The organism is Algoriphagus boritolerans DSM 17298 = JCM 18970 (genome assembly GCF_900108085.1).
Taxonomy (GTDB): Bacteria; Bacteroidota; Bacteroidia; order Cytophagales; family Cyclobacteriaceae; genus Algoriphagus; species Algoriphagus boritolerans.
The window spans coordinates 74152-99619 of the sequence record NZ_FNVR01000005.1; the positions used below are offsets into that span (position 1 = coordinate 74152).

Annotated in this window: 27 protein-coding genes; 12 read left to right on the forward strand and 15 right to left on the reverse strand. The window is 44.1% G+C overall.

What is annotated here, in order from left to right; genetic code table 11:
* Nucleotides 1–11 precede the first annotated feature (11 nt).
* Nucleotides 12–1007, forward strand: coding sequence for a tRNA dihydrouridine synthase DusB (gene dusB / locus C4S61_RS06730; protein WP_103924021.1), 996 nt, complete (start codon nt 12–14; stop codon nt 1005–1007).
* Nucleotides 1008–1105: 98 nt separating this feature from the next.
* Nucleotides 1106–2005 carry a DMT family transporter gene (locus C4S61_RS06735; protein WP_103924022.1) on the forward strand — a complete coding sequence of 300 codons (900 nt, stop codon included), beginning with the start codon at nt 1106–1108 and terminating at the stop codon, nt 2003–2005.
* Between the two features lie 148 nt (nt 2006–2153).
* Here the strand turns inward: C4S61_RS06735 and C4S61_RS06740 are convergent, their stop codons facing one another.
* The 6 genes from C4S61_RS06740 to C4S61_RS06765 form a co-directional block, all read right to left on the reverse strand.
* On the reverse strand, nt 2154–3053 hold the full coding sequence (locus C4S61_RS06740) for a M23 family metallopeptidase (protein ID WP_103924023.1): 900 nt from the start codon (nt 3051–3053) through the stop codon (nt 2154–2156).
* Between the two features lie 58 nt (nt 3054–3111).
* Nucleotides 3112–4188 carry a DUF3810 domain-containing protein gene (locus C4S61_RS06745; RefSeq protein WP_103924024.1) on the reverse strand — a complete coding sequence of 359 codons (1077 nt, stop codon included), beginning with the start codon at nt 4186–4188 and terminating at the stop codon, nt 3112–3114.
* A gap of 12 nt (nt 4189–4200) precedes the next feature.
* A complete protein-coding gene (locus tag C4S61_RS06750; protein WP_103924025.1) occupies nt 4201–4782 on the reverse strand; it encodes a NifU family protein in 582 nt (193 codons plus the stop codon).
* Nucleotides 4783–4854: 72 nt separating this feature from the next.
* Nucleotides 4855–5598, reverse strand: coding sequence for a ThuA domain-containing protein (locus tag C4S61_RS06755; protein ID WP_103924026.1), 744 nt, complete (start codon nt 5596–5598; stop codon nt 4855–4857).
* 107 nt (nt 5599–5705) lie between these two features.
* Entirely contained in the window at nt 5706–6455 is a 750-nt protein-coding gene (locus tag C4S61_RS06760) for a M15 family metallopeptidase (RefSeq protein ID WP_103924027.1), read from the reverse strand.
* Nucleotides 6455–7216 (reverse strand): SDR family NAD(P)-dependent oxidoreductase, encoded by a 762-nt coding sequence (locus C4S61_RS06765; RefSeq protein WP_103924028.1) that lies wholly within the window; start codon nt 7214–7216, stop codon nt 6455–6457. The genes C4S61_RS06760 and C4S61_RS06765 overlap by 1 nt, the downstream gene beginning before the upstream one ends.
* 427 nt (nt 7217–7643) lie before the next feature.
* On the opposite strand from C4S61_RS06765, the gene C4S61_RS06770 reads away from it, so the two are divergent.
* Together C4S61_RS06770 and C4S61_RS06775 are read left to right on the forward strand one after the other, a co-directional pair.
* A complete protein-coding gene (locus tag C4S61_RS06770) occupies nt 7644–7847 on the forward strand; it encodes a hypothetical protein (protein ID WP_103924029.1) in 204 nt (67 codons plus the stop codon).
* Nucleotides 7848–8150: 303 nt separating this feature from the next.
* A complete protein-coding gene (locus C4S61_RS06775) occupies nt 8151–8552 on the forward strand; it encodes a hypothetical protein (RefSeq protein WP_146064357.1) in 402 nt (133 codons plus the stop codon).
* 160 nt (nt 8553–8712) lie between these two features.
* On the opposite strand, the gene C4S61_RS06780 is transcribed toward C4S61_RS06775, so the two are convergent.
* The gene (locus C4S61_RS06780) at nt 8713–9378 is read right to left on the reverse strand and encodes a heme exporter protein CcmB (protein WP_103924031.1); all 666 of its coding nucleotides are present in this window, start codon (nt 9376–9378) and stop codon (nt 8713–8715) included.
* A 202-nt stretch (nt 9379–9580) separates the two neighbouring features.
* Between C4S61_RS06780 and C4S61_RS06785 the strand changes: the two genes are divergently transcribed.
* The 5 genes from C4S61_RS06785 (at nt 9581) to C4S61_RS06800 (ending at nt 14855) form a co-directional block, all read left to right on the forward strand.
* The gene (locus C4S61_RS06785; protein ID WP_235009841.1) at nt 9581–10381 is read left to right on the forward strand and encodes a sterol desaturase family protein; all 801 of its coding nucleotides are present in this window, start codon (nt 9581–9583) and stop codon (nt 10379–10381) included.
* Between the two features lie 220 nt (nt 10382–10601).
* A complete protein-coding gene (locus tag C4S61_RS22500; RefSeq protein WP_262495013.1) occupies nt 10602–10733 on the forward strand; it encodes a hypothetical protein in 132 nt (43 codons plus the stop codon).
* Nucleotides 10734–11085: 352 nt separating this feature from the next.
* Nucleotides 11086–13200 (forward strand): outer membrane protein assembly factor BamB family protein, encoded by a 2115-nt coding sequence (locus C4S61_RS06790; RefSeq protein WP_103924032.1) that lies wholly within the window; start codon nt 11086–11088, stop codon nt 13198–13200.
* A complete protein-coding gene (locus C4S61_RS06795; protein ID WP_235009843.1) occupies nt 13166–13450 on the forward strand; it encodes a family 16 glycosylhydrolase in 285 nt (94 codons plus the stop codon). The genes C4S61_RS06790 and C4S61_RS06795 overlap by 35 nt, the downstream gene beginning before the upstream one ends.
* Nucleotides 13451–13544: 94 nt before the next feature.
* Nucleotides 13545–14855: a DEAD/DEAH box helicase gene (locus tag C4S61_RS06800; RefSeq protein ID WP_103924033.1), complete on the forward strand. Its 1311-nt coding sequence runs from the start codon at nt 13545–13547 to the stop codon at nt 14853–14855.
* Between the two features lie 29 nt (nt 14856–14884).
* Here the strand turns inward: C4S61_RS06800 and C4S61_RS06805 are convergent, their stop codons facing one another.
* Complete coding sequence (locus tag C4S61_RS06805) at nt 14885–15514, reverse strand: hypothetical protein (protein ID WP_103924034.1); 630 nt, start codon at nt 15512–15514, stop codon at nt 14885–14887.
* Nucleotides 15515–16020: 506 nt separating this feature from the next.
* On the opposite strand from C4S61_RS06805, the gene C4S61_RS06810 reads away from it, so the two are divergent.
* Nucleotides 16021–17163, forward strand: a complete 1143-nt coding sequence (locus tag C4S61_RS06810) for an acyl-CoA dehydrogenase family protein (protein WP_103924035.1) — start codon at nt 16021–16023, stop codon at nt 17161–17163.
* 109 nt (nt 17164–17272) lie between these two features.
* Here C4S61_RS06810 and C4S61_RS06815 read toward each other — a convergent pair whose 3' ends face one another.
* From C4S61_RS06815 to ubiE, 7 genes are all read right to left on the reverse strand, one after another.
* Entirely contained in the window at nt 17273–18043 is a 771-nt protein-coding gene (locus tag C4S61_RS06815) for a 3-ketoacyl-ACP reductase (RefSeq protein WP_103924036.1), read from the reverse strand.
* A 112-nt stretch (nt 18044–18155) separates the two neighbouring features.
* Nucleotides 18156–19598 carry an oxidoreductase gene (locus C4S61_RS06820; RefSeq protein ID WP_103924037.1) on the reverse strand — a complete coding sequence of 481 codons (1443 nt, stop codon included), beginning with the start codon at nt 19596–19598 and terminating at the stop codon, nt 18156–18158.
* On the reverse strand, nt 19595–20974 hold the full coding sequence (locus C4S61_RS06825; RefSeq protein WP_103924038.1) for a glycoside hydrolase family 88 protein: 1380 nt from the start codon (nt 20972–20974) through the stop codon (nt 19595–19597). Before C4S61_RS06825 ends, C4S61_RS06820 begins: the two co-directional genes overlap by 4 nt.
* The gene (locus C4S61_RS06830; protein ID WP_103924039.1) at nt 20964–22376 is read right to left on the reverse strand and encodes a sodium:solute symporter family protein; all 1413 of its coding nucleotides are present in this window, start codon (nt 22374–22376) and stop codon (nt 20964–20966) included. The genes C4S61_RS06825 and C4S61_RS06830 overlap by 11 nt, the downstream gene beginning before the upstream one ends.
* Nucleotides 22373–22585: a hypothetical protein gene (locus C4S61_RS06835; RefSeq protein ID WP_103924040.1), complete on the reverse strand. Its 213-nt coding sequence runs from the start codon at nt 22583–22585 to the stop codon at nt 22373–22375. The genes C4S61_RS06830 and C4S61_RS06835 overlap by 4 nt, the downstream gene beginning before the upstream one ends.
* A 157-nt stretch (nt 22586–22742) precedes the next feature.
* On the reverse strand, nt 22743–23465 hold the full coding sequence (porT, locus tag C4S61_RS06840; protein ID WP_235009845.1) for a type IX secretion/gliding motility protein PorT/SprT: 723 nt from the start codon (nt 23463–23465) through the stop codon (nt 22743–22745).
* Nucleotides 23466–23491: 26 nt separating this feature from the next.
* Nucleotides 23492–24214, reverse strand: coding sequence for a bifunctional demethylmenaquinone methyltransferase/2-methoxy-6-polyprenyl-1,4-benzoquinol methylase UbiE (gene ubiE / locus C4S61_RS06845; protein WP_103924042.1), 723 nt, complete (start codon nt 24212–24214; stop codon nt 23492–23494).
* A gap of 121 nt (nt 24215–24335) precedes the next feature.
* On the opposite strand from ubiE, the gene yihA reads away from it, so the two are divergent.
* Nucleotides 24336–24947 carry a ribosome biogenesis GTP-binding protein YihA/YsxC gene (yihA, locus tag C4S61_RS06850; RefSeq protein WP_103924043.1) on the forward strand — a complete coding sequence of 204 codons (612 nt, stop codon included), beginning with the start codon at nt 24336–24338 and terminating at the stop codon, nt 24945–24947.
* 40 nt (nt 24948–24987) lie between these two features.
* Nucleotides 24988–25431, forward strand: coding sequence for a DUF5606 family protein (locus C4S61_RS06855; RefSeq protein ID WP_103924044.1), 444 nt, complete (start codon nt 24988–24990; stop codon nt 25429–25431).
* The last annotated feature ends 37 nt before the right edge of the window (nt 25432–25468 follow it).

Genomic DNA, 25468 nt, shown 5'->3' on the forward strand with positions numbered 1-25468 from the left:
AGAATAGAGAAGTGGTTAAGATTGGAAACTTAGAGCTGGGGGACTTCCCCTTACTGCTCGCCCCGATGGAAGATGTAAGCGATCCACCCTTTCGCGCAGTCTGTAAACAGAACGGGGCAGACCTCATGTACACGGAATTTATCAGCTCAGAAGGACTGATTCGAGATGCTGCCAAAAGCATCCAAAAGCTGGATGTATACGATTACGAGCGGCCGATTGGGATTCAGATTTTCGGCAACGAGATTGAATCTATGCGTGAAGCAGCAGCTATTGCAGAGGAAGCTGGACCGGATATTTTGGATATTAACTTCGGCTGCCCGGTTCACAAAGTAGCCTGCAAAGGTGCTGGAGCTGGGATTTTGCTGGACATTGACAAGATGGTCTCTATGACAGCCGAGATCGTAAAGCGAGTGAATATTCCTGTGACTGTGAAAACACGCTTAGGCTGGGATCACAATACCATCCGAATCGTAGAAGTTGCTGAGCGTCTACAGGACGTGGGAATCCAGGCAATATCCATCCACGCCCGTACCCGTCAGCAGATGTACAAAGGGGAAGCGGACTGGAGCTACCTGAATCTCGTCAAGGAAAATCCAAGATTGCATATTCCGGTTTTTGGAAATGGCGACATCGATTCTCCGGAGAAAGCCGCTGAATACAAAGCAAAATACCATGTCGATGGCATGATGATCGGTCGGGCATCGATCGGTTATCCCTGGATTTTCAATGAAATAAAACACTATCTGGCAACGGGCGAAAAGCTTCCTTCACCCAACCTCGAAGAACGAATTGCTGTTGCAAAAAAACACTTGGACTTCTCAGTAGAGTGGAAAGGGGAAAAACAGGGAATTCTTGAAATGCGTCGACACTACACGAACTATTTCCGTGGAATGCCCAATTTCAAGTCCTTCCGAACTGAAATGGTCACGGCAGACACCTATGCCCAAGTGGCGGAGATTCTCGAGCAAGTCGCATCGTTTTATGCAGCTTATGAATTTCAAACCTGATAAATACCAGACCTCAGAATTTTAATCGCTGAGGTTTTTTTGATTTTTTATTTATTGGATTTGCTTCCTTTGCAGACGAATTTCCCCCTGACAAATAGATGAGTACTTCTCATTCGGAAAACAGCCTGAAAAACTGGGTTTTATTGACCATCCTTACCTTAATCTGGGGAAGCTCATTCATCTTGATCAAGCGCGGATTGGAGGTTTTTAGTCCGGGTGAGGTTGGCGCCTATCGGATGGTGGCAGCAGCCACACTGCTTCTTCCGCTTTCCCTTCCCCGCATCAAAAATCTCAGCAAAACCCAAGTAAAAAACCTGCTGATCGCCGGAATGCTTGGAAGCTTTATCCCTGCTTTCCTGTTTCCGATGGCTCAAACTCAGTTGAGCAGTTCGCTGACTGGGGTTTTGAATGCGCTGACACCGCTATTTGTGGTCTTGGTCGGAGCGGTCTTTTTCAATACGCGAATTACCCGAAGAAACGGACTGGGACTGGTCATTGCTTTTATGGGAGTGATCATCCTGATCGCGTACAAAGAAGGCGGAAATTGGGTAGAATCGCTGGCTGGAATCAATATTTACGGGCTCTTTGTAATCGCCGCCTGTATTTGTTACAGCTTCAACCTCCATGTGATCAAAACCCGGTTCACGAAATTAAAATCCATCGAGATTTCTTCGATTTCCTTGTTGATGATTCTTCCGATGGCACTGATCTATCTCTTTGCTGGGACCAATTTTTCCTACAAGCTCGTCACTCATCCTCAGGCTTGGGAGGCATTGGGATATTTGACCATCCTTGGTATGGTGGGCACAGCTACAGCCCTGGTGCTTTTTAATATTATGGTAAAAAGTGCCAGTCCTTTTTTCGCCAGCTTGGTGACCTATACCATTCCGATTGTAGCCATCATGTGGGGAGTCTTGGATGGGGAAGTCCTGCTAATCGGGCATTACATTGGTATAGCCGGGGTAATTCTTGGCGTTTGGATTGGAAATCGAAAGTGATTTACTTCTGTAAATTTAGATCCGGAACAAAAATTAAAATCTGATTCTATCCCAAAAACCTCATTTTTTTGCGAGTTACACCGATCGAAAGGAACGTCTTTTAGGGAAAGTGGAATGCAGACAAAAAATCTGATTTTCCGAATTCTGATCAATTTCCTGACTGAAAACTTTTCAATTCCTTTTTATTCAACTCCCGGGTGATGATTTCCTTCGGATGCGTGACTGTAAAGTCACTTAATTCTTTGATCTCAATATTCCCCTCTTCCGTCGCAAAAACGACCGGAAAATACGTGTACTTCAATTTGTCAGGACCATTTTTCTCTGTTCGCTGATTTACCATTCTGACATGGGGACCATGTTGGTAATTATCTCCGGCAGATTCGGCCAGTACCTGTCCCGGAAGTACTTGATCACCCACTTCAACTTTTGCAGAGCCAGATTTCAGAACCGTTAGCTTTGTGATGGTACCATCCTCATGATAGATCTCCATGTAATTTTCTTCAGCAGAGAAGTTTAGGTTTTCTTTATCAGTGGCGTAATCCATTTTCATCTCAGCAACCACACCTTTTCTAGGAGCAACGATCAAAGTGGGCTGCTCAAAAATGAAGGAAATACCGACATAGGAATTGTCTTTTTCATCTTTATTCAGTGTATTGGAAATATTGTTATTTAGAACGGCTTTGACCGGGGTGCCTTCTGCAACGGGAATCAGGTAAATGGGGTCTATTTTCGTTTTCCCATAGACATTTCCCTTGGCAAAACTGTAGGCGTAGCGGTAGTTGGTTCCTTGACCCGCCAAAGTTGGTTTGAGTGTGGCTACTTTTGACCTTCCGGGTGAGGCAATGGCAGTGACATTTCCCCCACCGGGGGTAGTCATATTTTGGAGTTGAGAGAAATTCAGGATCACTGAATACGGGACTTTGGTGGGATTGACTGCAAAAAGGAGGACATTACCATCAGAGTCTCGTTCAGTTTCTATGGTGATTTGAGCTGAAAGTGAGGAGAAACTAAAAATCAGTACAACTAGAGAAATGAAAATTTTGAGCATTTTTTGAGAAGGTTTAATTACTTCTTAAAACTAATTTTTACAATCTATTTTCCAAAGATTAATCTTGAAGATTCATCCTTTTTCTCCAAGAATACGCAAGCATGGGAAGCTGTTGATAGGAGTTAACACCTGCTTTCACTCCCTGACTTTTCAGAAAAATATCATTCGACTTCCTGCTCAATTCATTTGAAAATGCTTTTACAGCCTCGCTTGATTCTCTGAGGGAGTTAAGATCATTTCGAATACCAATTGGCAATCCCCTGACCCATTCCTTATAATCATCGGGTGCCATTCTGTAAAAATCCCGCATTTGATATTGAAGTAAGCGGATATGACCTGAATAACGGAGCAGAGGATCTTCCGAATTGGTACAAATGACCCAAGCAATAAAATTAGCCTCCCCTTCATCCGTCACCCCATAACTGTGCGCCATTTCGTGAGCAACGGTGAAGGGCTGCTCCAGGGGATGTAAGGTCGGATCGATGTAGCTTTCCCCTGTAAACGGGAAATAAATGCCCAAAATCCCCATTTTTCGCATAAATCCATCCGGAGGAAACTGTTTTGTCCGAGGTTTACCGGTAAAATTCAATCCAAGGATTTCTAAATGCTCATTCATATTTGCCCGGACCAAGCGCTCCAAATCCCGATATTCCATAATCGAACTTATCGGTAGACTATCGGTCTTGATTCTGCCCCTATACTGAACAGTCAGTCGTTTAGTGATTTCAATTTCAGACTTGAGCTGTTCCAGATTCAGCGCCTTTGGATTGAGGGAAAGTTGCTGAAAAATCGGGGTACGGTGGTAATTAAACCCCCAAAGCACCAGAAAGAAAAAAACGATTGCTCCAAGACCGTTTGAGATAGCCTGAATCGAATAAAGGGACTTAGCCTGCCAACCCTCCCGATGGATAAATCGATAAATGAATAAGCCAATTACAAAAAATACCGTGGCCACAAAAAGGTAAACGCTGGGAAAAGGCAGATTCCCCAGCGTTAGGTCAATTACATTTCTTATCCCCGGAAAAAACTTTCGGGAATAAATTTCATCGGTAGCTTCCGGATTTTGGATTGCAAAATAGCGAATGACCAGAGCCAAAACACCAAGTATAGCCCAAGACCAATCCCTTTTTACCATGAGTAGTTATAATTAAACTCCTTCTGCCACCACTTCCTTTACCTCGGGAAGCATACGGGTTAGTAAGTTTTGAATTCCCGCTTTGAGTGTCACTGTACTGCTTGGACATCCTGAGCAGGAGCCTTGCAATTGAACATTGACAACGCCGTCATGAAATGATTGAAAAACAATCGCTCCGCCATCCTGCTCTACGGCAGGCCGGATGTATTCGTCGAGAATTTCTTTGATTTTTTTCACGACCTCAGAGTCACTTTCATCAAAAAGTGGATCTTTTTCAAAATTTGCCACTACTGCCCTTTGGCCCGACTCCAGGTATTGTTTGATGTGGTCACGAAGGATCGTTTGGATTTCCGCCCATTCCACATCATCTGACTTGGTGACAGTTACAAAATTGGAGACAATGAATACTCGCTGCACTGCCGCAAAATTGAAGAGTTCTTTTGCAAGTTGACTGTTATCTGCACTGGCAGCATCCGGGTAATCAAAACTTACCCCTTCCTCCACCAACATAAAGTTGGCGACAAACTTGAGTGAATTAGGATTGGGATTGGCCTCCATGTAAAGATGAACGGGGCGGGCTTGAGCTTTTAGCATGGGATTGAGGTTATTTTAAAGTAAAAACCAAAAAAGGCCCCGGAAGTTCCGAAGCCTTGATTTTTTGGTGGATTACTTTGGCATCTTCCCTTTGGCGGCATACCAAATACCCCCATATAAATGCTTCAGAAAATCCGGATCCAAAAACGCGGATTCCACATGACCAAGCGCGGTGTAGAATACACGTCCTCCGTCATATTCATGATACCAAGCCATCGGGTGATTGGCTCCCATCGCTTTAGCAGGCTCATAAGTAGTTTCATCGGCATTGATTAACACTTTAATGCTCGGGTTAATATTTCTGAATTCGTACAATTCATCTGTCCAAAGCCAGTTTTTGGGCAGATGCCAGGTGGCAGGATGATTTTGATCGACTACTTCCAAACGCAAGGTTTGCTGTCTTGGATGAGCAAGGAAGTACGCACCGATCATTTGATTATACCATGGCCATTCGTATTCTGTATCCGTAGCAGAGTGAATGCCAACTACGCCTTTGCCGCTTTGTACAAACTTCTGAAAAGCAGCTTTTTGAGCATCATTGAAGACCGTACCGGTGGTACTCATCAGGATAATGACATCGTATTTAGCCAGATTTTCATCCGTAAAATGGTTGGAATCTTCCGTGGTGTAAACATTGAACACATGGGTTTGACCCAGTTTTTTCAAGGCAGCTACTCCCTCAGGAATGGACTGATGACGGAATCCAGCAGTTTTGGAGAAAACCAAAGCTCGGATTTGGGTATTTTGCTGCGCAAAAGACGATAGCGCAAAGGTTAATACCAGCGCAAGGGTTAACAAATTGGTTTTTAGATTCATAGGTTTTGGATTATTGGGTTAATTGTTAAAGATTAATAATTATTTGTAATTCTTACTAAAACTTGATCCTAGTATCAACCATGATACCTAAACATTGATACTAGACACTACTTTATTATCAGAAATTTCTCTCCAGCTTCTCTGCGTGAAAATGCATTGAAATGCCACCATTCGCTACCGATTCCTGTAAACCCTGCCCCGACCATCACTTTTCTGAGAATTTCCCGATTGAAAACGTGGGTTTGAGTGATTTTACCCTCAGCCAGCATCTGTTTTTCCCGATCCGGGTAGGCGGGATAGCCAAAGTAATCATAAGTCGTGCCCATATCAAGTGGTGCTCCCTTTGCCAGATCAAAAATGGTCAGATCCACAGCAACTCCGTAATTATGCAATCCTCCGACTTTTGGGTCAGCGACATAAAGCGGCTTGATGCTGTCAGGCTTGTCCAAGTCATCCCACAGAATCTGCTGCACGCTCAAGGGACGAACTCCATCGTAAACCAAAAGCGTAAGATTGGGATATTCCTTTTGCAAGGCCTCCTGTGCTTTCCTGAGCATTTCCGCTACGACCGGTTGCAAATAGCAGCGCACATGATCCTCATAGACGTCTTTTCCAAAAAAATTATCCTCCGTGGAATATTTCAGTTCTACTTTAATTCCCGGAATAAGGGTTTCAATATCCACCAATCCCTGCGCGATCAATGTTTTCTCCAACTCGGGTAGCTCGACAGGTTCAATCTCTTCCAGAGGAGTTTCAATCTCTTCGCGCTGCTGTTCCGTGAACAATTCCTGTTCGCTTTTCTGAGGAGCAGCGCAGGCAAAACTTAAACCCAGAATTAAAGCAACGAAATTTCGCATCAGGAAAGATTTTTCTTTACCAAAGTGGCTGAAGCCTGAGCAGTCGGAAGCACCACAATATCCGCCAAAACCACATGTGCAGGTCGATTCACCACGAATTCGACAATCTCTGCAATGTCCTGAGCATAGAGTGGCTCATAGCCTTTGTATACAGATTCCGCACGGGCCTCATCTCCTTTGAAGCGAACCAAAGAAAACTCCGTCTCCACCAATCCGGGATGTATTCCGATCACTTTGATGCCGAAAGGATTCAGGTCGATGCGCATCCCCTTGGTGATGGCATCCACAGCATGCTTGGATCCGCAATAGACATTTCCATTGGGGTAAACTTCCTTGCCGGCGATTGATCCAATATTGATAATCATCCCTGAATTCCTCTTGGTCATTCCGGGAATAATGGCTTTGGATACATAGAGTAAGCCTTTCACATTGATATCCATCATCGCATCCCAATCGTCCAAGCTTCCGGTTTGAATTGGATCCATGCCGTGTGCATTGCCGGCATTGTTGATCAGGACATCGATTGCTTGCCAGTCTGAGGGAAGATTGCCGAGGATTTCACCGACTTTTTCCCGCTCCCGCACATCAAAAACCAAGGGTAAAAAGCGAACTCCAACTGTTAATTCCTTTCCCAATTCCTCCAGCCTAGCGGCTCTTCGTCCGGTGGCGATGATATCAAAGCCCATTCTGGCAAGAGTTAACGCACAGGCTTTTCCGATCCCGGAAGTAGCACCGGTGATCAGGGCGATTTTGTTTTTCATGTGTTATAATTGATTTTCATTGGTCACATGGAATCTCGCGTTTGCATAATCCCAAGTGTGTGACGTTATCGTCATGCTCGATTTCATGGCTTAAAGATAAAGGGATCAATGGAAAACTGTCACTTTGAGCGGAGTCGAAGAGTTGAAAAATTAGGTTTGGAATGTTGGAAAGTTGTAAGGTTGCAAAGTTGTAAGGTTGGAAAGTGGTAAGGTTGGAAAGTGGTAAAGTTGAAAAGTGCTCACTGCTTAGGTTAAGGGGGTCCTTTTTTCCACTAACACAAACTTGATATTGTGTATTATTTCCATTTAAACTAAAATCAATCTGTTCAAACCAAATAATGGGGGCGTATAAATTTTATTTTAAACTTGAAATGCAGTTTTTACTTTTCGCCTATGTTCAATATTTAACTTTTAAAAAACAATTTGTATGAAAAACAACCGATTAAAATTATCTATTACTGCTTTTGGGCTAGTATTAGCATTTATGTGTTCAACAGGAAAATTAAGTGCTCAAGAACCTTTGTGTAGATGGGACAAGCAAGTAGAGGCCTGTTTAGCAAGTGCACCAGATGGGATATGTGCATATGGAGGACCAGATTGCACAACCACCGTTCCAACAGTGGAAGGTTAATCCAAATTCCCAAGGCCTTCCTTAAGTTGGAAGGCCTTATACAATTTTCAAAAAATTATTATACATGAAAAAAATTCTTATAATAATCGTAACCGCTTGCATTTTTTCCTGCTCCGAAAAGAAGCTTTTGAATACCTAAATTTCAAAGCCCCCACTTCTCTTTTAAAATTTAAAGACATAATTGATTTTGGTCTAACCGCAACCTCAAATTCTCTACTACTCCTCCATTATCAAAGCAATACTCTAATTGAGGTCGATTTCAATGGGGTAGAGTTCCAAGAATATCAACTTCAAACTGATTTGATGAAAAACTTTTCTAACGCCTATTACCATACTGATCGAATGTCTAATTCAATTCAGGACAATATGAGAACTGCCTATAAAAGCTCGGAAAATTTTGGACTTACCTTCGATCCCTATAAAAAATTACTGTATCGGTTTGGCTGGCCGGGAGAAGAAATCTCCAAAGATATCGATGCTGTTCAATTAAGTTCTACCCCTCCCTATTTTATAATAAGCATCTACGATGAATCAGATTTTTCATTGATTCAGGAATTTACGCTACCTAGAAATACCTACCTCGCTCACCATTATTTTGTGGATGAAAAGGGGTTAAATCTCTTCCCTATGCATCCGGAAAATCCCGAATTCAACGAGGACGAAATGGTAATCCATACATTTGATTTTAGTGGGTTGAAAAAATAAAAATTGGAAGATTGGAAAATTAATATCGGTCTAATTGGGGCTGAAAAGCCGAAAACCCAGTTGGAAACATTGAAAGGAATTAAAATTGGAACGGACGGAAGATAAAGGCTTGAAGATCTTTTTACGTCGTATTTTATACCTCGTCAATCGTACTTCCCGATCAGCTTCTCCACAGATAGGGAAACAAAATATACGCCGTCACACCCACGATGGCATTGATTGCCAATAAGGTTAAAAGTCTATCCGCACTGACACTCCAATCCAAACCATCGAGAGCATTTTTGGAGATTCTGATCGCCATCAGCAGAATCGGAATGATTACCGGGAAACTCAAAATCGCCATCAGGGTGGCGTTGTTTCCAGCTTTGGAAGCTATCCCGCTCACCATGGTCAGGCTGGCAGAGAAACCCACCGATCCCAAAACCAAATTCAGTAGAAATAAGCCTTGATCCTGAACTGGATTCCCCAAAATCACTGAAAAAACTCCGTATCCCAGCAAGGCCAAGATCAAAGTCAATCCTGTATTGTAGATAATCTTGGAGAGAATAATAGACTCAGGCGAGGCAATCATGTAATAATACAATTGTCGGCCCTGATGCTCCTGTACAAAGCTTTTTGCAACTGCGTTGACTGCCGAAAAAAGAATGATGATCCAGTAAAGTGCATTCCAATTGGGAATAGAAAGGTTGCCCATTTTCGCGCCTACACTGAGATAAGTGATAAAAACCGCCGAAACCACATAAAGCAAAATCCCATTCAGGGCGTACTTCTGACGCCATTCCAGGGTGATTTCTTTATGAATGAGGACGGAGATTTCTTTCCACATGGCCCAAAGGTAGGTACTTTTTTTGCCACAAAGTCCCTAAGACACAAAAGGATTTATTTGAGGGGGATATAGAAAAAGAAAGCTTTAAAGAACTAAACGGCATCAATAAATCTGTGATTAACTGTGTCATCTGAGAGATCAAAAGCATCATTTGGTTTAGATAGAATTCTCTGATTAACTTGAGAGTCTTTAATGCACGATTATGATTTGGGAAGATTTCTTTTTTAGATGGACAAGAATCGCAGGGAATGTCACTTTCCGCTATTTCCTGATAGCGGGTACTGTTTTTTTTCTTTTCTACTTTATTCTCAATGGAATTTTGGCCAGTCGAAAGATGCAATCCAAATTTCCCAAACTAAAAGATTACTCCAGAGATATCAGCTATTCGCTCATTACCATTTTGATTTTTGCCACCATGGCGGCCGTCGTATTTGTCTTGCTGGACCCCTATACACTTTACTATCGCGAGGTTGAAAAATTCGGCTGGTGGTATTTCTACCTCAGTTTTCCCTTGATGTTTTTGATTCACGACGCCTATTTCTACTGGGCACATCGACTGATGCATCACCCGAAGCTCTTCAAGGCGGTTCACAAGGTCCATCATTATTCGACCAATCCTTCACCGTGGACCGCTTATGCATTTCACCCGCTGGAAGCCGTAATTGAGGCAGGAATCATCCTTGTCTTGGGTTTTGTCCTGCCTGTTCACCAAGCGGCTTTCGGGCTGTTTATGCTCTTTCAGTTTTCCTACAATGTCTACGGCCACTTAGGATATGAGCTTTATCCCAAAAACTTCCACCGAACTTGGGTAGGAAAGTGGGTCAATACCAGCACCGCCCACAATCAGCATCATCAGTTTTTCCATGGAAATTATGGATTGTACACGCTGATTTGGGATCGGATTTTTGGGACTTTACGAGAGGATTATGAGACTAAATTTGATCAGGTAACCAAACCCCTAGACTCTACCCCAACAAAGGAATCGATTAAACACTTGGCTTGAATTCTTGACACAAACTACTGACACCGCGTTGAATTAAGCCTGCTAAAGGAAATCTCGATCACTCATTTAAAAGGGAATTACCCCGATTCAATTTTTAGCGATAGACATAAAATATTCTTTATCAAGATAATTTGAGCTTCATAGTTTGAATTTGAGAAAAAACAGCCTCAACTACTGTCTATACACGATAGACCATCGTATGTTTACAGAAAAACAAATCATGAAGATAACAGCCTTATTACCAGAAGAATTGGTCAAAGAAGCAATGACGCTTTCTGGTACCACTACCATCACCGATACGTTGAAAACTGCTCTTGCACACTCCATCTCCATTGAAAAAACCAATTATTGAATAAAGGAATTGGCTTAATCGACGCTATGATCATTTTCGCAGCCATCCAAAACCGAAAAAAGATCTGGACGCTGGAAAAGAAGATAAAAGGTTTTTTGGCTTATGGCAATTTTTAGAAACGTTTTTGGCTCTCTCGCTAAGGCGCTTAAGGCGCAAAGTTTTTTGTCCTATTTGTTAGAAGCCTGAAATCAAAAAGGTTCAAATTCTAAATTCTCTTTGCGGCTTCCCGACTATGCGAGGTACAGATTTGTTTTAAAAGTATTTTAACTTCCAAAGTATGATTTAAATCCCTATCAAAATTGTCAGGAATCCAAAATCCACCGATATTCTGGATCTAAAACAACCCACCCAAATGACCTTCAAACAACTACTCTGGCTTTTGAGTATTAGCATCTTTATTTCCTGCGGAAAATCAACTCCCGAAATCGACTACAGCAACTGGTCGCATTATGGCGGTTCTGAAGATGGAGCACGCTATTCATCTCTCAGCCAAATCACCAAAGAAAATGTAGCCCAACTCGAAGTGGCCTGGACTTATAACACCGGAGATGCCAGCGAGCGCAGTCAGATTCAATGCCAACCCATCGTGGTCGACGGCCTGCTTTATGGCTCCACCCCGAAGCTGAATGTTTTCGCTTTGGATGCTGCAACAGGATCAGAAGTCTGGCGTTTTGATCCCTTTCAGGTCTTGGGAGGGGAAAATTCCTGGGCAGGTACCAACCGTGGGGTTACCTATTGGGAATCCGGTGAGGACAAACGAATCCTTTTTACCGCAGGAAATTGGCTAATGGCTGTCAATGCTCGCACAGGAGAACCAATCTTGAGTTTTGGAGATCAGGGGAAAGTAGATATCCGTAAAGATCTGGACACGGATTTGGACGATTTCCTCATCGTCAGCAATACGCCCGGAGTAGTTCATCAAGACCTGCTGATCCTGGGCATGCGACTTTCGGAAGGATTGGATGCCGCGCCGGGACATGTCCGTGCTTACAATATCAAAACCGGAAAGCGGGAATGGATTTTCCATACCATTCCTAAGGAAGGTGAACCCGGCTATGACACCTGGGATCCAAAATACATCAACCAAATCGGCGGTGCAAATAATTGGGCAGGGATGGTCGTGGATCAGGATCGGGGAATTGTTTTTGTGCCCACAGGTTCGGCTACTTATGATTTCTGGGGAGGCTATCGGCATGGAGACAATCTGTATGCCAATTCACTTTTGGCTTTGAATGCCAAAACGGGTGAGCGAATCTGGCACTTTCAGGCCGTGCATCATGATGTGTGGGACAGGGATTTTCCGGCTCCACCCAATCTCATCAGAATTCAAAAAGACGGAAAATGGATCGATGCGGTCGCTCAGATTTCCAAGCAGGGAATGACCTATGTCTTTGCTCGGGAGACAGGCGAACCCATTTGGCCAATTGTAGAGACTCCGGTTCCACCATCCACTTTGGGAGGTGAAAAGACTGCCCCAACTCAACCCATTCCAACCTTACCGGAGCCTTTCATGAACATGGTATTTGAGGAAAAGGATATTTTGAATCTTAAACCGGAATGGATGGCAGACATCAAAAGTCAGCTTTCCAATGCCAAATTCGGCGATACTTGGCTTCCACCGAGTACCGAAAATCCGATTGTCCTTTTTCCAGGAATGGACGGAGGAGGTGAATGGGGAGGTGCTTCTTTTGACCCGACTAATCAGACGATGTACATCAATGCCAATCAGATTCCATGGCTGATTGAAATGACTCCGAATGCAAGTTTCGGAAACGTGGGCCAGTCGATTTACACCAATTACTGCGGCAATTGCCATGGATTGGAACGGAAAGGAAACCTACCTGCTATTCCCGGTTTGATCGGACTCAAGGAAAAGTATACGCCTGATTCGCTCGATCAACTTTTACGAATGGGGAGAGGTGCCATGCCTGCTTTTGGGCATATTTCCAAAGAAGAGCGCCTGATCCTGATCGATTATTTAATGGGAAAAGCAGATGCAAGTGACAAGCAGGAACTGGAAGCCGAAACCGCAAAGCTCTACCCGCAGTACTACATGAATGGCTACAAAAAACTAGTCACGAAAGCGGGACTTTACGGTTCAAATCCACCTTGGGGACTGCTCACCGCCCTAGATATGAATACCGGTAAGAAAAAATGGCAGGTGACTCTGGGCGAAATTGACTCACTCAGCGTGCAGGGTTTCGCTCCTACCGGAACCGAAAACTATGGTGGTCCGGTAGCAACAGCCGGAGGGGTGCTGTTCATCGCTGCGACCAAGGATGAGAAGATCCGGGCCTTCGATAAAGAGACGGGAGAAATTCTATGGGAAGCCAAACTTCCCGCTGCCGGACATGCCACACCTGCTGTCTATGAGAAAAACGGAAAGCAGTTTTTGGTCATCGCCTGTGGAGGAGGAAAAGGAACTAAAAGCGGTGACGCTTACGTGGCTTTTGCCTTGCCGGATTGAGTTTCACACCTATGGATTTGACTGGCATCCGGACAGGATTCGCTGGTGGATGCTTCATCCTATTACAGCAGACACGGTTGTCCTTTGGGATTACCGGGGAGAGCGGGGAATTCCACAGCATCCATCCAAGTACCGCATGAACTTCTGGCATACGAATAACTGGTCCGTGGAGACCAACCCCAACTCCCTGGAAAAGCCAATCAAACGCTTTGAACTGGAAGTCGACTGGATGGGGTATCGGCCTTTCTAAATTTTCTGAATTCGAAATTCGATGTTCAATATTATTCCTGAATAGTACTGATACCTCTACCCGCTTTCAATTTCCAAAAACCTACCTTTGCCACATGTCTACCCCTCAAAAAAACCAGGCTGAAATCCTTTCAAAACTTGGAATTGCGCAACTGAACCCCATGCAGCTTGAAGCGCAAAAGGCAATTGGGTCTTCCAATGAAATCATTTTGCTTTCCCCCACAGGAACAGGAAAAACCCTTGCTTTTTTACTACCCCTGATCCAAGAGCTTGATGTGAACTGCGAAGAAATTCAGTTGGTGATCATCGTTCCTTCACGGGAATTGGCGATTCAGATCGAGCAAGTGATGCGGGAGATGGGGACAGGTCATAAGGTAAATGCGGTCTACGGTGGTCGGGCGGGTTCCAAAGACAGAATTGAGATCAAACACCGCCCTGCTGTCTTGATCGGGACACCTGGGAGAGTGGCAGACCACCTGCGCAGGGAAGCCTTCGAGACCGCTTTTATCAAAACGTTGGTTCTGGATGAATTTGATAAATCACTGGAGATCGGTTTCGAAAGTGAAATGAAGGACATTCTACACTTGCTTCCCAAGGTGAAAAAGATGCTCCTGACTTCGGCGACTCAAGGCGTGGAGATTCCACGATTTGTCGGATTGAAATCACCGGTCACCATTGATTTTTTAGAGGAAAAAATATCCCAACTCCGGATCAAAAAGGTCCTATCTCCTAACAAAGATAAATTGGATACACTCATTGATTTGATCAGCCACTTGGGAAATCAAAACGGGATCATTTTCTGCAATTTCAAAGATTCCATTCAGCGGGTGAGCGATTGTCTGGAAAAGCATGGAATCTCTCATGGGATTTTTTCAGGAGGAATGGAACAAACGGATCGTGAAAGATCCCTGATCAAATTCCGAAATGGCACTCACCAACTCCTTGTGGCCACTGACTTGGCTGCAAGAGGAATCGATGTCCCCGAAATCAAGTTTATCATTCACTATCACCTCCCTTTGCGAAGCGAAGAATTCATCCACCGCAATGGCCGAACGGCCCGAATGAACAGTGCGGGGACTGCTTATGTCTTGCATTATGAGAAAGATCCGCTGCCTGATTTTATCGGAAAACTTCCCATAGAAACACCGTCCAAGGCGAAGCTTCCGGCACCTTCGGAATGGAGCACCCTTTTCATCTCCGGAGGAAGGAAAGACAAAATTTCCAAAGGGGACATAGCCGGACTGTTTTTCAAGCAGGGAAATCTGGAGAAAGATCAATTGGGAGTGATCGAACTCAAGACCGATTGCGTTTTCGTTGGGGTAAAAACTGCAACCTTGGAGACTCTTCTCCCCAAAGTGAACAACGTGAAGCTGAAAGAGAAAAAAGTGCGGGTGACGGTGATTTAGAATACGGGTAAATCTAATCAGTCAATCTTCTAATACCTGGAATTCGACTGCCTGGAAGGCTGGAGTATTCCGATCAGAAGCTGGAAATCAAATCCATAGGCTACGTTCTTGGAATTGAAGTTGGCATAAGGGCTGACTCCAAAGCCTATCACCTTTCCGAGAGGAATCTCAAAACTTGGCTTGAGCATCCAACCTATCCCGGAGTCCTTCTCCATTTCAAAGGTGTAGGTACCCAAGATGACCCCATTTTCAGTACTTCGCTGAAAATTGACTGCGCTTCTGAATTTATTAATCGAAGGTCCGGTCAATAGATTTAATCGAAAACGTCCCTCTTCCCCTTCCAGGAGGATCATCTTACCCACCAAAAATTGATAGCTCGTGATCTCGTCTTTAGGATTGGTCAGTCCTCTGGAGAGTATTCCCAAAATTCCACCGGAAAAATCATCGGGTTTGTTTTTTGCCCCTCTTATTCCCGATTTTATCCCGATTTGGGCAGACCAGTTTCGTTGGAGGACATAATTGAGATTCAGGTCAAGTCCGCTGTAGTTTCCGACGGTGGGTCCAAAACCTAGATACAAGCTATTGTTTTCGGCGAATTGCGCTTTTGCTGAAAACCCGATGAACAACGTGATTAAAATGATAAGCAGGAATTGCTTCATGGAATGGTAACTTGGAGATGAGACTTTTGCTGATTGACAAAAACGCAGCCAAGATCTGGGAAGGGTTGGGGTCTAAAGTAAAAGAGGCTTGAAAAACTATGAACTAGATTTTCCCAAGTTGATCCAATCCAAGCGAGGCATAAAAAGTAAATTGACTAAAACAAAGCTTGAAACTTAGTTAAACCCGGATTTGGCATTAGAGTCCGCCACGAGAGTTTAAAATGCAAAAAGATCAAGCAGGAAAAGCGGGAATAGTCGTGATTTTATAGGCAGATCAGAAACGTTGATAAATAAGTTAAAAATCAATCGATTGGCAAAGAAATTATGAATTATCGGCTATTTGATTTTGGAGGCATTAGCAAGGGTAGACTTTTTAAAAAATCAAAATTTCAATCCAAAAAAGCGACATAATTCGAAATAAAAGTTCGTTTCAGCTGATTTGGAGAAGTAGAACTTATTATAAACCTTAGAGTTGAAATACTGGAATGTAAACCCAAGATTACCCTATGTTTGATTTAAATCTAAATGAAAATCAGCAGCTTATTGCTGAGATGGTTCGAAGTTTTGGAGCCAAAGAGATTACACCTTTCCGCAAGGAATGGGATGACAAGTCCCATTTTCCAATCGAAGTCTTTAAAAAGCTTGGCGAACTGGGCCTAATGGGCGTTTTAGTCCCTACAGAATATGGAGGCTCCGGATTTGGTTACAATGAATACGTAACCGCAATTTTGGAATTGACCAAAATGGATCCATCGATCGGTCTTTCCATGGCTGCACACAATTCCCTTTGTACCGGACACATCCTAATGTTTGGCTCTGAAGAGCAAAAGCGAAAATATCTCCCCAAACTCGCAACCTGCGAATGGCTGGGCGCTTGGGGCTTAACCGAGCCCAATACCGGTTCCGATGCAGGAAACATGCGAACCGTAGCTATCAAAGAAGGAGAATATTACATTCTGAATGGAGCCAAAAACTTCATCACGCACGGGATATCCGGAGACGTAGCGGTAGTGATCGCCCGCACCGGTGAAGTCGGCGACAGTCACGGAATGACTGCTTTCATTATCGAGCGGGGCACTCCGGGATTCAAAGGCGGCAGGAAGGAGGACAAACTTGGAATGCGTGCATCCGAGACTGCAGAAATGATTTTTGAGGACTGCAAAGTCCATGAAAGTCAGGTTTTGGGGAAAGTCGGGGATGGATTTATCCAGTCTATGAAAATCCTGGACGGTGGCCGAATCTCCATTGCAGCACTTTCTTTGGGAATTGCCGAAGGTGCCTTGGAAGCATCCATTCAATATTCCAAGGAACGTCATCAATTCAACAAACCCATTTCAAGTTTCCAGGGCATTTCCTTCAAACTAGCCGATATGGCCACTCAACTGGAGGCGGCAAAACTCTTGACTTTCAAAGCTGCAGATCTAAAAAACAGGGGGCAGAAAGTAACTTTAGCGGGAGCGCAAGCCAAATTGTATGCATCTGAGGTTTGTGTTTCAATCTCAAATGAGGCCGTTCAAATTTTTGGCGGCTATGGCTTTACCAAGGATTATCCGGTGGAGAAATTCTACCGTGATTCCAAGCTTTGCACCATCGGTGAGGGAACATCCGAGATACAGAAATTGGTAATCTCAAGGGAGATTTTGAAATAGTTTGCAGTGGTAAGTCTCAGTTTGCAGTTCGCTGCATTCTGAGACTGGAAACTGAATTATGATACTTGATAAGATATCCCCGCAATTCAAAAATTGAAAATATGGTTCATCATAACCTCCCCACCATCATCCCTCCCTCAATCCTGAGAATCTGCCCAGTGGCATAAGGCAAGTCTCCCCGTAGCAAAGCTGCCACCACTTTACCAATATCCTCCGGCTGACCCATTCTCGGCTCGAGTGTCAATCCTGCCTGAATTCGATCCTGATAGATCGACTTTACTTTTTCGGTCATGTCGGTTTCGATCACTCCCGGTTGAATTTCATACACCGGAATGTTGAATTCAGCCAACCGTACTGCCAAAACTTTGGACATCATGGAAAGCCCTGCTTTTGCCATGCAATAGGCTGCTCGATTGGTCGATGCTAAAACCGCTGAAACGGATGTAATAGATACAATGGAAAGTGGAATTTCAGCATCCGATTTCCGGATTTCGGCCATCCAATTGGCACAAGCTTGAGTCAGAAAAAAAGTGCCTTTCAAATTGATATCCATCAGATGATCAAAGTCGGCCTCGACTACTTCCAAGACATCTGCCCTGACTCTCGGTGCCACTCCGGCGTTGTTGATCAGAAAATTGATTCTTCCGAATTTCTCATTGATACCGTGCAGGACGCTATCCCGATCCGCTTTTTCAGCGATATTTCCAGGGAAATAGGCTACCCGAACGCCATTTTTGCGAAGCTCAGTTAAGACTTCGCTAACCTCAGATTCCGTACGAACTCCATTCAATGCCAGATCGATTCCCTCTTGGGCAAGTTTCTTGGCGATTCCCAAACCGATTCCTCGGGTTCCTCCGGTAATCAAAGCAACGTTTTTCATCTGTTTATAATTTTTTTTTCAAAGGTCAGATAGCCTGTCCCGATTTTTCTTCGGGAGAATCTTCGCATGAATTATATTCATCTCTCTGTGTCGCCCGGGGTCATGCTTGATTTCATTCTCCTTTCAAGGCTTTAAGTTGATCATATTCCGCCATCTTTTTATAGAGCGGATCCAGCGGAAAACAACCTGAGATCATCCCGTTTCTCGGTGCGGTGGTGCAATCGGAGAAGGTTCGGCAGATTTTTGCCCGCTTGAGACCTTGTCCGGAAAGAATATCCGCAGGCATATCCGGGTAACTCAGCACCATCCTGCCAAACCCAATGGAATCTGCTTTTCCAGTCCGAAGAACTTCCTGACCGACATTCGGCAGCCACTCCTGCAGGTAGGAATAGGCTGATCCTATGACATACAATCCCGGGAAAGCCTTTTTGATTTGCGCTGTAGCTTGAATCTGTCTGGCTACCCCATGCAGTGGATCTTCGGGAGGCTGGTATCCGTCAGAAGGCGGAAAAAGTGCTGGTCGCTGGATGTGCGGATTGTAATACGGACTTCCGGCAGTGGTGCAGAGGAGCTCAATATTGAGTTTTTCCAATTCCTGAAGAAAAAGAAAGGATTCACTCAAGTCAGCTAGTATCCCACTTTCGGCTCCTCCAAATGCATAGCGATAGGGATCCCCTTGCGCTGGAACGCCGGTTTCTTCAGGTCCTTTTTGGAAAGGAACCCAATCGAAAATGCTCATCCGAACGCCAATTTCCAATCCCGGAGCAGCCGCTTTTATTCCCGCAACAATCTCTCTGAGAAAACGGGTTCGATTCTCAAAACTCCCTCCATATTTTCCCTCCCGATCATACGCACTCAGAAATTCATGTCCTAGGTATCCATGACAATGCTTGATGTCCACAAAGTGAAACCCTGCTTTTTGGGCCAAAACAGCCGCTTTAATGTAATCTTCAATGATCCCGTCAATATCTTGATCGGATAGGATCGGGTAATCATCCCCTAGACCAAACTTCTTATTCAAAATCGGATGCGGATAGAGAATTTTCGGCTCCATCCGCTTCTTGTCATTAGGTTTGCAAAAGCGTCCGGAATGCGTCAGTTGAAGCCCGATCAGCAAATCCGATGTATCTCCAAAATGCTCCCGATGCGTAGTCTGCAAAAGCTGAAAAAGCGCGACAAAGTCTTGAATCGTATGCTCATTGAGCATCAATTGGTTCGGATTTGCACGTCCTTCTGGTCGGACTGCCACTGCCTCGCAACCCCAAAGGAGTTTAGCTCCGCTGAGCGCAAAGTTTTGCCAACGTCGTTTCGTGAGTTCTGTGGGTCGGCCATCCGTTGTCCCATCCCAACCTTCCATTGGAAGAATGCACATCGCATTACCTATGGTTCGTCCAGATCTGAGTGTATGACTTTTTGCAAAAAAAGAATCGGGTCCTGAGATTACTTCGGCATCAAAGGCAAGGTCAATTACCTCTTTTTCCAGATGACTTCTGAAAAGCTCGACCGTTTTTAGCTGGGCAACCCGAGGAAATTGTGGTTTGTATTTTCCGCTCATACCGGCACGCAGTTTAGGTAAGAATAATACGGCTCGTTTTTCATCATCCGTTGCACCAGCAATGCCAACTCACGGGCATGATAATCTCCCCACATACTGGATTCGCCATGAGCTACTTTTCCCGATTCAGGCACATAATCCCACCCGTTTGGTTGATGATAAATCGAATGAAGAATCAATCCTTGATGGCTTTCATTTGTGGAAAGATAAGGTTCAGAAAAAAGTGCCCCGGCAATCTGAATTCCTGCGTTTTTATACTTCTCAGCCCGCTCCGGATCACTGGTTTTTAACCAATTCCCAATTCGAATCAGACCTTGTGCCGTGATGCAAGCCGCTGAACTATCAACAGGCTCAAAGGAATTGTAGGGGTCAGAGGGACGATTGAGGTAATCTCCCATTTTGTGAAGATTAGGTGCTCCGGTATCCCAATAGGGAATTCCATCGGTTGGGGTATTTGCCAGATAGAACTCGGAGGTAGCAATGGCTGCCTTAGAAAGCTCTGAAATGAGGTCTTTCTTTGAAATCACCGCTGAATAATCTGCTTCGGATAGTTGATCTAGAATTTCCAGCGTCTCCCCCAAACCACAGATCGCCCAAGCCAATCCCCGAGTCCAAGTACTGAATCCGGTATAGCCTTGTTGGGAATTAGGGCAGCGATAGTTGCCATCATTGGTATTAAAGATGATTTCGTGGGCGGTTCGTCCTGCGACATCGTAACGATCACGACCTTTTCCATAGAAAATAGAAAACCGAACCGTCGCCAAAATGTGTTGAATCGCCCGCTGAATCAATGAAATCCGCCTGTCGTTTTCAGTTTGCAGCACATGCCCAAGTTGATGGGAAACTACCAATGCACGGCAGCTCCGAATGGTATCTACGAAAAGCGAATGAGGACCATTAAAAGAATAAATAAATCCACCACTTGGGATGACAGTCCAGCGTGTGGCCTGGACTGCACCGGTCACTTTGAGTGCAAGTTTGTAGAATTCTATTTCCCATTCCGAGCCCTCAATCTTGCCTTCATTTATTAATCGGAGCAGGTTCCCATACGTACTCACATTGTTGAATCCATGATCATGGACACCGATGTGAGTCAGATGTGGAGCCATTTTTTGCACCGTGTTTTTCCGGCCTATTTCAAGAAAATCCGTATCTCCTGTCGCGTCAAACTGAAGCAAAGCTGATCCAAACTGAAATCCCTGAGTCCATTCGGTCCAGCCTCGGGTCACGTATCTTCCTTGTTCGGTGAAAACAGGAGCTCCATCTTTCGTATCAAAGGAGTCTTCAAGCAGCCGTATTTTCTGTCCTGAAAGCTGCCAAAAACGGGCTAAAGGTTTTTCTAAATCAGAGATGGAAAAGATAGAATCAAGCGTCATGGGTAGTTTTTTGGGTAAAATGGTGGGCAATCATCAAAATTGCCGTCACCGGAATCAGAATACAATACATCGCAGCATCAGTCGGTAATCCTGCAAAACCCGCGGGTACCAACTCAAGTAGCGACAAGACGAAATAAGCCAAGGCAATGGCAGAAACGATCAGCAGTGATTTGGGAGGATTTTTAAACAAAACTGCTCCCAAAACCACCGGAGCAATCATGGATGTACCAGCAAAACTCACTCTTGCCAAGAGCACCAATTCATCGCTCATATAGGTCGAAAACACCAAAACGATTAACGAAAATACCAAAATGGCCAATTGGGTAATTCGCATATTTCGCTTATCCGAACCGCTCAGAAGAGACCTCAATTCGGTTCCTAAAGCAAAAATCTGCGCATTCGTAGTCGAAAGACAAGCCGCGAAAAGCCCGACTACCGCCAAAGCGGCAACCGGATTTGCCTGATCAAAAAGTAAGGCTGCCGAAAGGAAATCTGCTGTTGAGGACTCAGGATATTGTACCGCCCCATACAAGCCGATAAAAGCCGTCGGGAGAATCACCAGAATGGCAAAAATCCCCACCGCATAAGCCATTTTGTGAACAGATTTCAGGTTTTTCATCACAACCAAACGTGTCGTAAACTGGGGCTGTGATACTGGAATCATCACAATAGCTATTGCTGAAGCGATCAAAAATGGACTGCTGAACAAGCCTTTTGGACCGGGAAGCGAGAGTAATCCGGCATTGCTTTCGGCGACTTTTTCCAAGGCAGAATCCAAGCCTCCGGCCATATTCAAACAGGTCACGCCGATAATCCAAATCACGACCAGCAAAATCACTCCCTGAATCGCATCACTGTACATAATGGCTTTCAATCCTCCAATCTCGGAGTAAATCAACATGATCACCACCAAGATCGCCGACCAGCCCCAATAGGGAATCAGGTCTGGAAAGGCGGCATTTAGAAAAATGGAAATTCCACGAATTTGTATTGCCACGTAGGGAATCAAAAAGAGAAAGGAACTCAGAAAAATGAGGTACCCTGCCCATTTATTCCGAAAGCAACTTTGAATGAAACCCGCCACTCCCTTGTAGCCGACTTCTGAGGCTCTTTTGCGAAGCTTATATCCAAACCAAATCAGAAAAAACACCATCAGCGCATCAGAAAGCCCTAAAAAGATCCAGGCTCCTACTCCATGTATCCGAAAGAAATCCGGCATTCCCATGAAAGTAAATGCACTGAAAAGTGCTGCAGAAAAAGTCAAAAACCCGAGTATCGTCCCGATGTTGGACCCGGCAAGCATGAAGTCATCCGAGCTTCGGTTTTTTGAATAGGATTTGTAAGAAGCATAGCCAAGTGAGGCCAGGAAGAGTGCGAAAAAGAAAATCAGCCAGCCTGTCATTGCTTTTTCGATTCTTGATGGGGGAAAAATTGGGAAGCTAAAAAGGTCAGTACCACGATCACCACCGTGACCAAAAAACCTGTCCAAAAGGCAAAAGGCACATTGGCAAGTCTTGGTTCTATTTTGTTTTCTTCAAAAAGAAATAAGAAGGATACAATAGAAAGTGTCAATACCGCAAAAACAAGAATTTTCCAGGTTTTGGATTGCATGAGATTAGCTTGGGTTTATTTGGGCAGAAATTAAAAATCCATGAATTAATATCCATGGATGGGTTAAAATAGGAATAAACTTCTGCTTTGCTACCAAGAACTGTCTGTTGAGCCTTGATAAAGGTCAAGTTTTTACGGAAACAATTCCGTCAGTGGATCACTGGAAGTTAAGGTAAATGGTAATTCCTTTGCGCTTAATAGAAGAAATGGCATCACGGATTTCGGCGGGAGTCTTCTCGGCATAGTAGATATTATTCAAACCATGTGAAAAACGGATCTCCGGTGCGAACTTGAAATACTTGAAGTAAATCTCAAATCCCATCCCCATCTCAATGGTGAAGTCTTGCCCTCTCGTTACAATCGGATCAAGGTTGGCTTCGTCCTGGCTTTTGGTTCTGAACTGATAACTTCCACCTCCGATGAAATACATCCGCGTGTTATTGAAGCGCTGAGAGCGGTATTTAAAAAGTAGTGGAAGTTCTACCATAGTAGCTTCATTTACCAATTCTTCTGTTCGATAGCCTAGATTATTTCCGGTTGAGTTATCATTTCCAGGTACATTATCGACCACAGACGCATAATAATTGATGTCTGTGCGGTATTCGTAGAATGCAATCTTCGGCGTAAATAATAGGTTTACCTGATCATGGAATCGTAAAATACCCGTAAACCCAAGTGAAAACCCAGGAGTGTATTTTGGGTAAATGGAGTAAATCTGATTGTTTGCCGTATTGGTAGGGTCAAAAAAAGCCTCCGAATATTTGATCTGATAAGTAGCCGTGTGGCCTGCCAGAAAAAAACCATACGACAAGAGCCTGTCATCGGAACCCGAGGTACTTGTCAGACCAAAAAGACCTTGAGCGGATCCCGAAAAACTCATTCCAAAAAACATCAGAACCAGGAATCCTATTTTTGACCGACGTAAATGGAGCTGATTCCGAAAGTGAGTGGTTTGCATACTGTGCTGTGAAATCCTACTTTTTTCAATACTGATAGAAAATCCTCCCCATCCGGAAAGGCCTGAACTGACTCGGGAAGATAAGTATAAGCAGAATTGTCTTTGGATACTAGCTTTCCAATTTGAGGAAGAATTGCATTCGAGTAAAACGAATAGGCCTGCTTCATCGGAAAAGCTCTTGGCTTACTGAATTCCAAAATCACCGTTTTTCCTCCTGGCTTAAGCACTCGGTACATATCGGCCAGTCCCTTCTCCAGATTTTCAAAGTTCCTTACCCCAAATGAAACGATGACTGCATCAAACTTATTATCTTCAAACAATAAGCCTTCTGAATCTCCGAGTTGCAATTCGATTTTGTCCTGAAGCCCCCGCTTGATCATTTTCTTTTTTCCTTCGGAAAGCATCCCTTCAGAAATATCCACACCGATGATTTTGTCTGGGTTCAGTGCCAAAGCCTCAATCGCAAAGTCTCCGGTACCGGTGGCAATATCCAATATCAACTTCGGTTGATCCTTTTTTAGATATTTAATGGCCTTCTTTCTCCAGATGATATCAATCCCCAAGCTGAGCACGTGATTCAAAAGGTCATACTTTGGGCTAATGTTGTTAAACATTTCTGCCACTTGGTCTTTTTTGGAGTCTTGCTTGTCTTTATAGGGAACTACTGACATTGGAAATCTTCGTTGAGAGCACAATATTACTACAGAAACCCGAGGAATCGAAAATTGTTGAAGTCATCAGGCCAAAGTCCGTCTGAAATAAAACCGTATTTTTGCAGCGAAAAGAAAAGTCATGATCCGAAAAGCAGAATTTGTCGTCAGCAATACCGACCCCGCTAAGTGCCCCAAACCAGACCGCGCAGAGATCGCCTTCATCGGTCGATCCAATGTGGGAAAAAGCTCGCTCATCAATATGCTGACCGGAGTCAAAGAACTGGCAAAAACCTCACAAAAACCCGGTAAAACCCAATTGGTCAACCACTTTATGATCAATGACCGCTGGTATTTGGTCGATTTGCCGGGCTATGGATTTGCTAAAGTGAGTAAGGACAGAAAGGTGAAATGGGAAAAAATGATCAGTAGCTACTTGACCAGCAGATCAAATCTCTGCGGTGTTTTTGTACTGATTGACAGCCGATTGGAGCCACAGACGATCGACTTGGAATTTGTGAATTGGTGCGGAGAGCAAAATGTGCCCTTTGTTTTGGCTTTTACCAAAGCAGACAAGCAATCCAAATCCCAAACCGACAAAAATGTGAAGGCTTTCCTAAACAAAATGGAAGAAATCTTCGGAGAATATCCGGATTACTTTGTCACTTCTGCTGAGAAACAAGGCGGAAAAGAGGAAGTTCTGAAGTTCATCGATGACTTAATCTCAGAATATGAGTCGGAGCGGACAAATTGATCGATAGTTCTATATTTGCAGCCTGAAAAAATAAAAACTAATGAATTTCAAAGACATCGCAACTGTAGCCGGCAAGCCAGGCTTATATAAAATTTTGAAGCCGACCCGTTCGGGAGTAGTGCTGGAATCTATGGACGAAAAGAAAGCCAAGCTTGTGGCTGGAATGGCTCAGCGGGTTTCTGTCCTCAGCGACATTTCCATCTATACTTTGACAGAAGAAGGCGCCGAGCCATTGGAATCAGTGATGAAAAAAATTGAAGCCGAATACAAAGGGGACTTGGGATTGGATTCCAACGCTGATGATAATGAACTGAGAGCATTTTTGAAGTCCGTACTTCCAGAGTTTGATACAGCCAGAGTCTATACTTCTGATATCAAGAAGTTGGTCTCCTGGTACAAACTAATTCGCTCAATAGCCCCTGAAGTGTTGCAGGAAAGCAAGGAAGAGGAGAAGGAAAAACCATCCGAAGAAAAAGAAGCATAATAATCTAGAGGCTGTCTTATAATTGCTAATTGTCACA

What these genes read in the sequence shown, in the direction of transcription:
- C4S61_RS06735 (WP_103924022.1), top strand. Translation starts at nt 1,106, where the DNA reads ATGAGTACTTCTCATTCGGAAAACAGCCTGAAAAACTGGGTTTTATTG.
- C4S61_RS06740 (WP_103924023.1), bottom strand. Translation starts at nt 3,053, where the DNA reads ATGCTCAAAATTTTCATTTCTCTAGTTGTACTGATTTTTAGTTTCTCC.
- C4S61_RS06745 (WP_103924024.1), bottom strand. Translation starts at nt 4,188, where the DNA reads ATGGTAAAAAGGGATTGGTCTTGGGCTATACTTGGTGTTTTGGCTCTG.
- C4S61_RS06750 (WP_103924025.1), bottom strand. Translation starts at nt 4,782, where the DNA reads ATGCTAAAAGCTCAAGCCCGCCCCGTTCATCTTTACATGGAGGCCAAT.
- C4S61_RS06755 (WP_103924026.1), bottom strand. Translation starts at nt 5,598, where the DNA reads ATGAATCTAAAAACCAATTTGTTAACCCTTGCGCTGGTATTAACCTTT.
- C4S61_RS06760 (WP_103924027.1), bottom strand. Translation starts at nt 6,455, where the DNA reads ATGCGAAATTTCGTTGCTTTAATTCTGGGTTTAAGTTTTGCCTGCGCT.
- C4S61_RS06765 (WP_103924028.1), bottom strand. Translation starts at nt 7,216, where the DNA reads ATGAAAAACAAAATCGCCCTGATCACCGGTGCTACTTCCGGGATCGGA.
- C4S61_RS06770 (WP_103924029.1), top strand. Translation starts at nt 7,644, where the DNA reads ATGAAAAACAACCGATTAAAATTATCTATTACTGCTTTTGGGCTAGTA.
- C4S61_RS06775 (WP_146064357.1), top strand. Translation starts at nt 8,151, where the DNA reads ATGAAAAACTTTTCTAACGCCTATTACCATACTGATCGAATGTCTAAT.
- C4S61_RS06780 (WP_103924031.1), bottom strand. Translation starts at nt 9,378, where the DNA reads ATGTGGAAAGAAATCTCCGTCCTCATTCATAAAGAAATCACCCTGGAA.
- C4S61_RS06785 (WP_235009841.1), top strand. Translation starts at nt 9,581, where the DNA reads ATGATTTGGGAAGATTTCTTTTTTAGATGGACAAGAATCGCAGGGAAT.
- C4S61_RS22500 (WP_262495013.1), top strand. Translation starts at nt 10,602, where the DNA reads ATGAAGATAACAGCCTTATTACCAGAAGAATTGGTCAAAGAAGCAATG.
- C4S61_RS06790 (WP_103924032.1), top strand. Translation starts at nt 11,086, where the DNA reads ATGACCTTCAAACAACTACTCTGGCTTTTGAGTATTAGCATCTTTATT.
- C4S61_RS06800 (WP_103924033.1), top strand. Translation starts at nt 13,545, where the DNA reads ATGTCTACCCCTCAAAAAAACCAGGCTGAAATCCTTTCAAAACTTGGA.
- C4S61_RS06805 (WP_103924034.1), bottom strand. Translation starts at nt 15,514, where the DNA reads ATGAAGCAATTCCTGCTTATCATTTTAATCACGTTGTTCATCGGGTTT.
- C4S61_RS06810 (WP_103924035.1), top strand. Translation starts at nt 16,021, where the DNA reads ATGTTTGATTTAAATCTAAATGAAAATCAGCAGCTTATTGCTGAGATG.
- C4S61_RS06815 (WP_103924036.1), bottom strand. Translation starts at nt 18,043, where the DNA reads ATGAAAAACGTTGCTTTGATTACCGGAGGAACCCGAGGAATCGGTTTG.
- C4S61_RS06820 (WP_103924037.1), bottom strand. Translation starts at nt 19,598, where the DNA reads ATGAGCGGAAAATACAAACCACAATTTCCTCGGGTTGCCCAGCTAAAA.
- C4S61_RS06825 (WP_103924038.1), bottom strand. Translation starts at nt 20,974, where the DNA reads ATGACGCTTGATTCTATCTTTTCCATCTCTGATTTAGAAAAACCTTTA.
- C4S61_RS06830 (WP_103924039.1), bottom strand. Translation starts at nt 22,376, where the DNA reads ATGACAGGCTGGCTGATTTTCTTTTTCGCACTCTTCCTGGCCTCACTT.
- C4S61_RS06835 (WP_103924040.1), bottom strand. Translation starts at nt 22,585, where the DNA reads ATGCAATCCAAAACCTGGAAAATTCTTGTTTTTGCGGTATTGACACTT.
- porT (WP_235009845.1), bottom strand. Translation starts at nt 23,465, where the DNA reads ATGAGTTTTTCGGGATCCGCTCAAGGTCTTTTTGGTCTGACAAGTACC.
- ubiE (WP_103924042.1), bottom strand. Translation starts at nt 24,214, where the DNA reads ATGTCAGTAGTTCCCTATAAAGACAAGCAAGACTCCAAAAAAGACCAA.
- yihA (WP_103924043.1), top strand. Translation starts at nt 24,336, where the DNA reads ATGATCCGAAAAGCAGAATTTGTCGTCAGCAATACCGACCCCGCTAAG.
- C4S61_RS06855 (WP_103924044.1), top strand. Translation starts at nt 24,988, where the DNA reads ATGAATTTCAAAGACATCGCAACTGTAGCCGGCAAGCCAGGCTTATAT.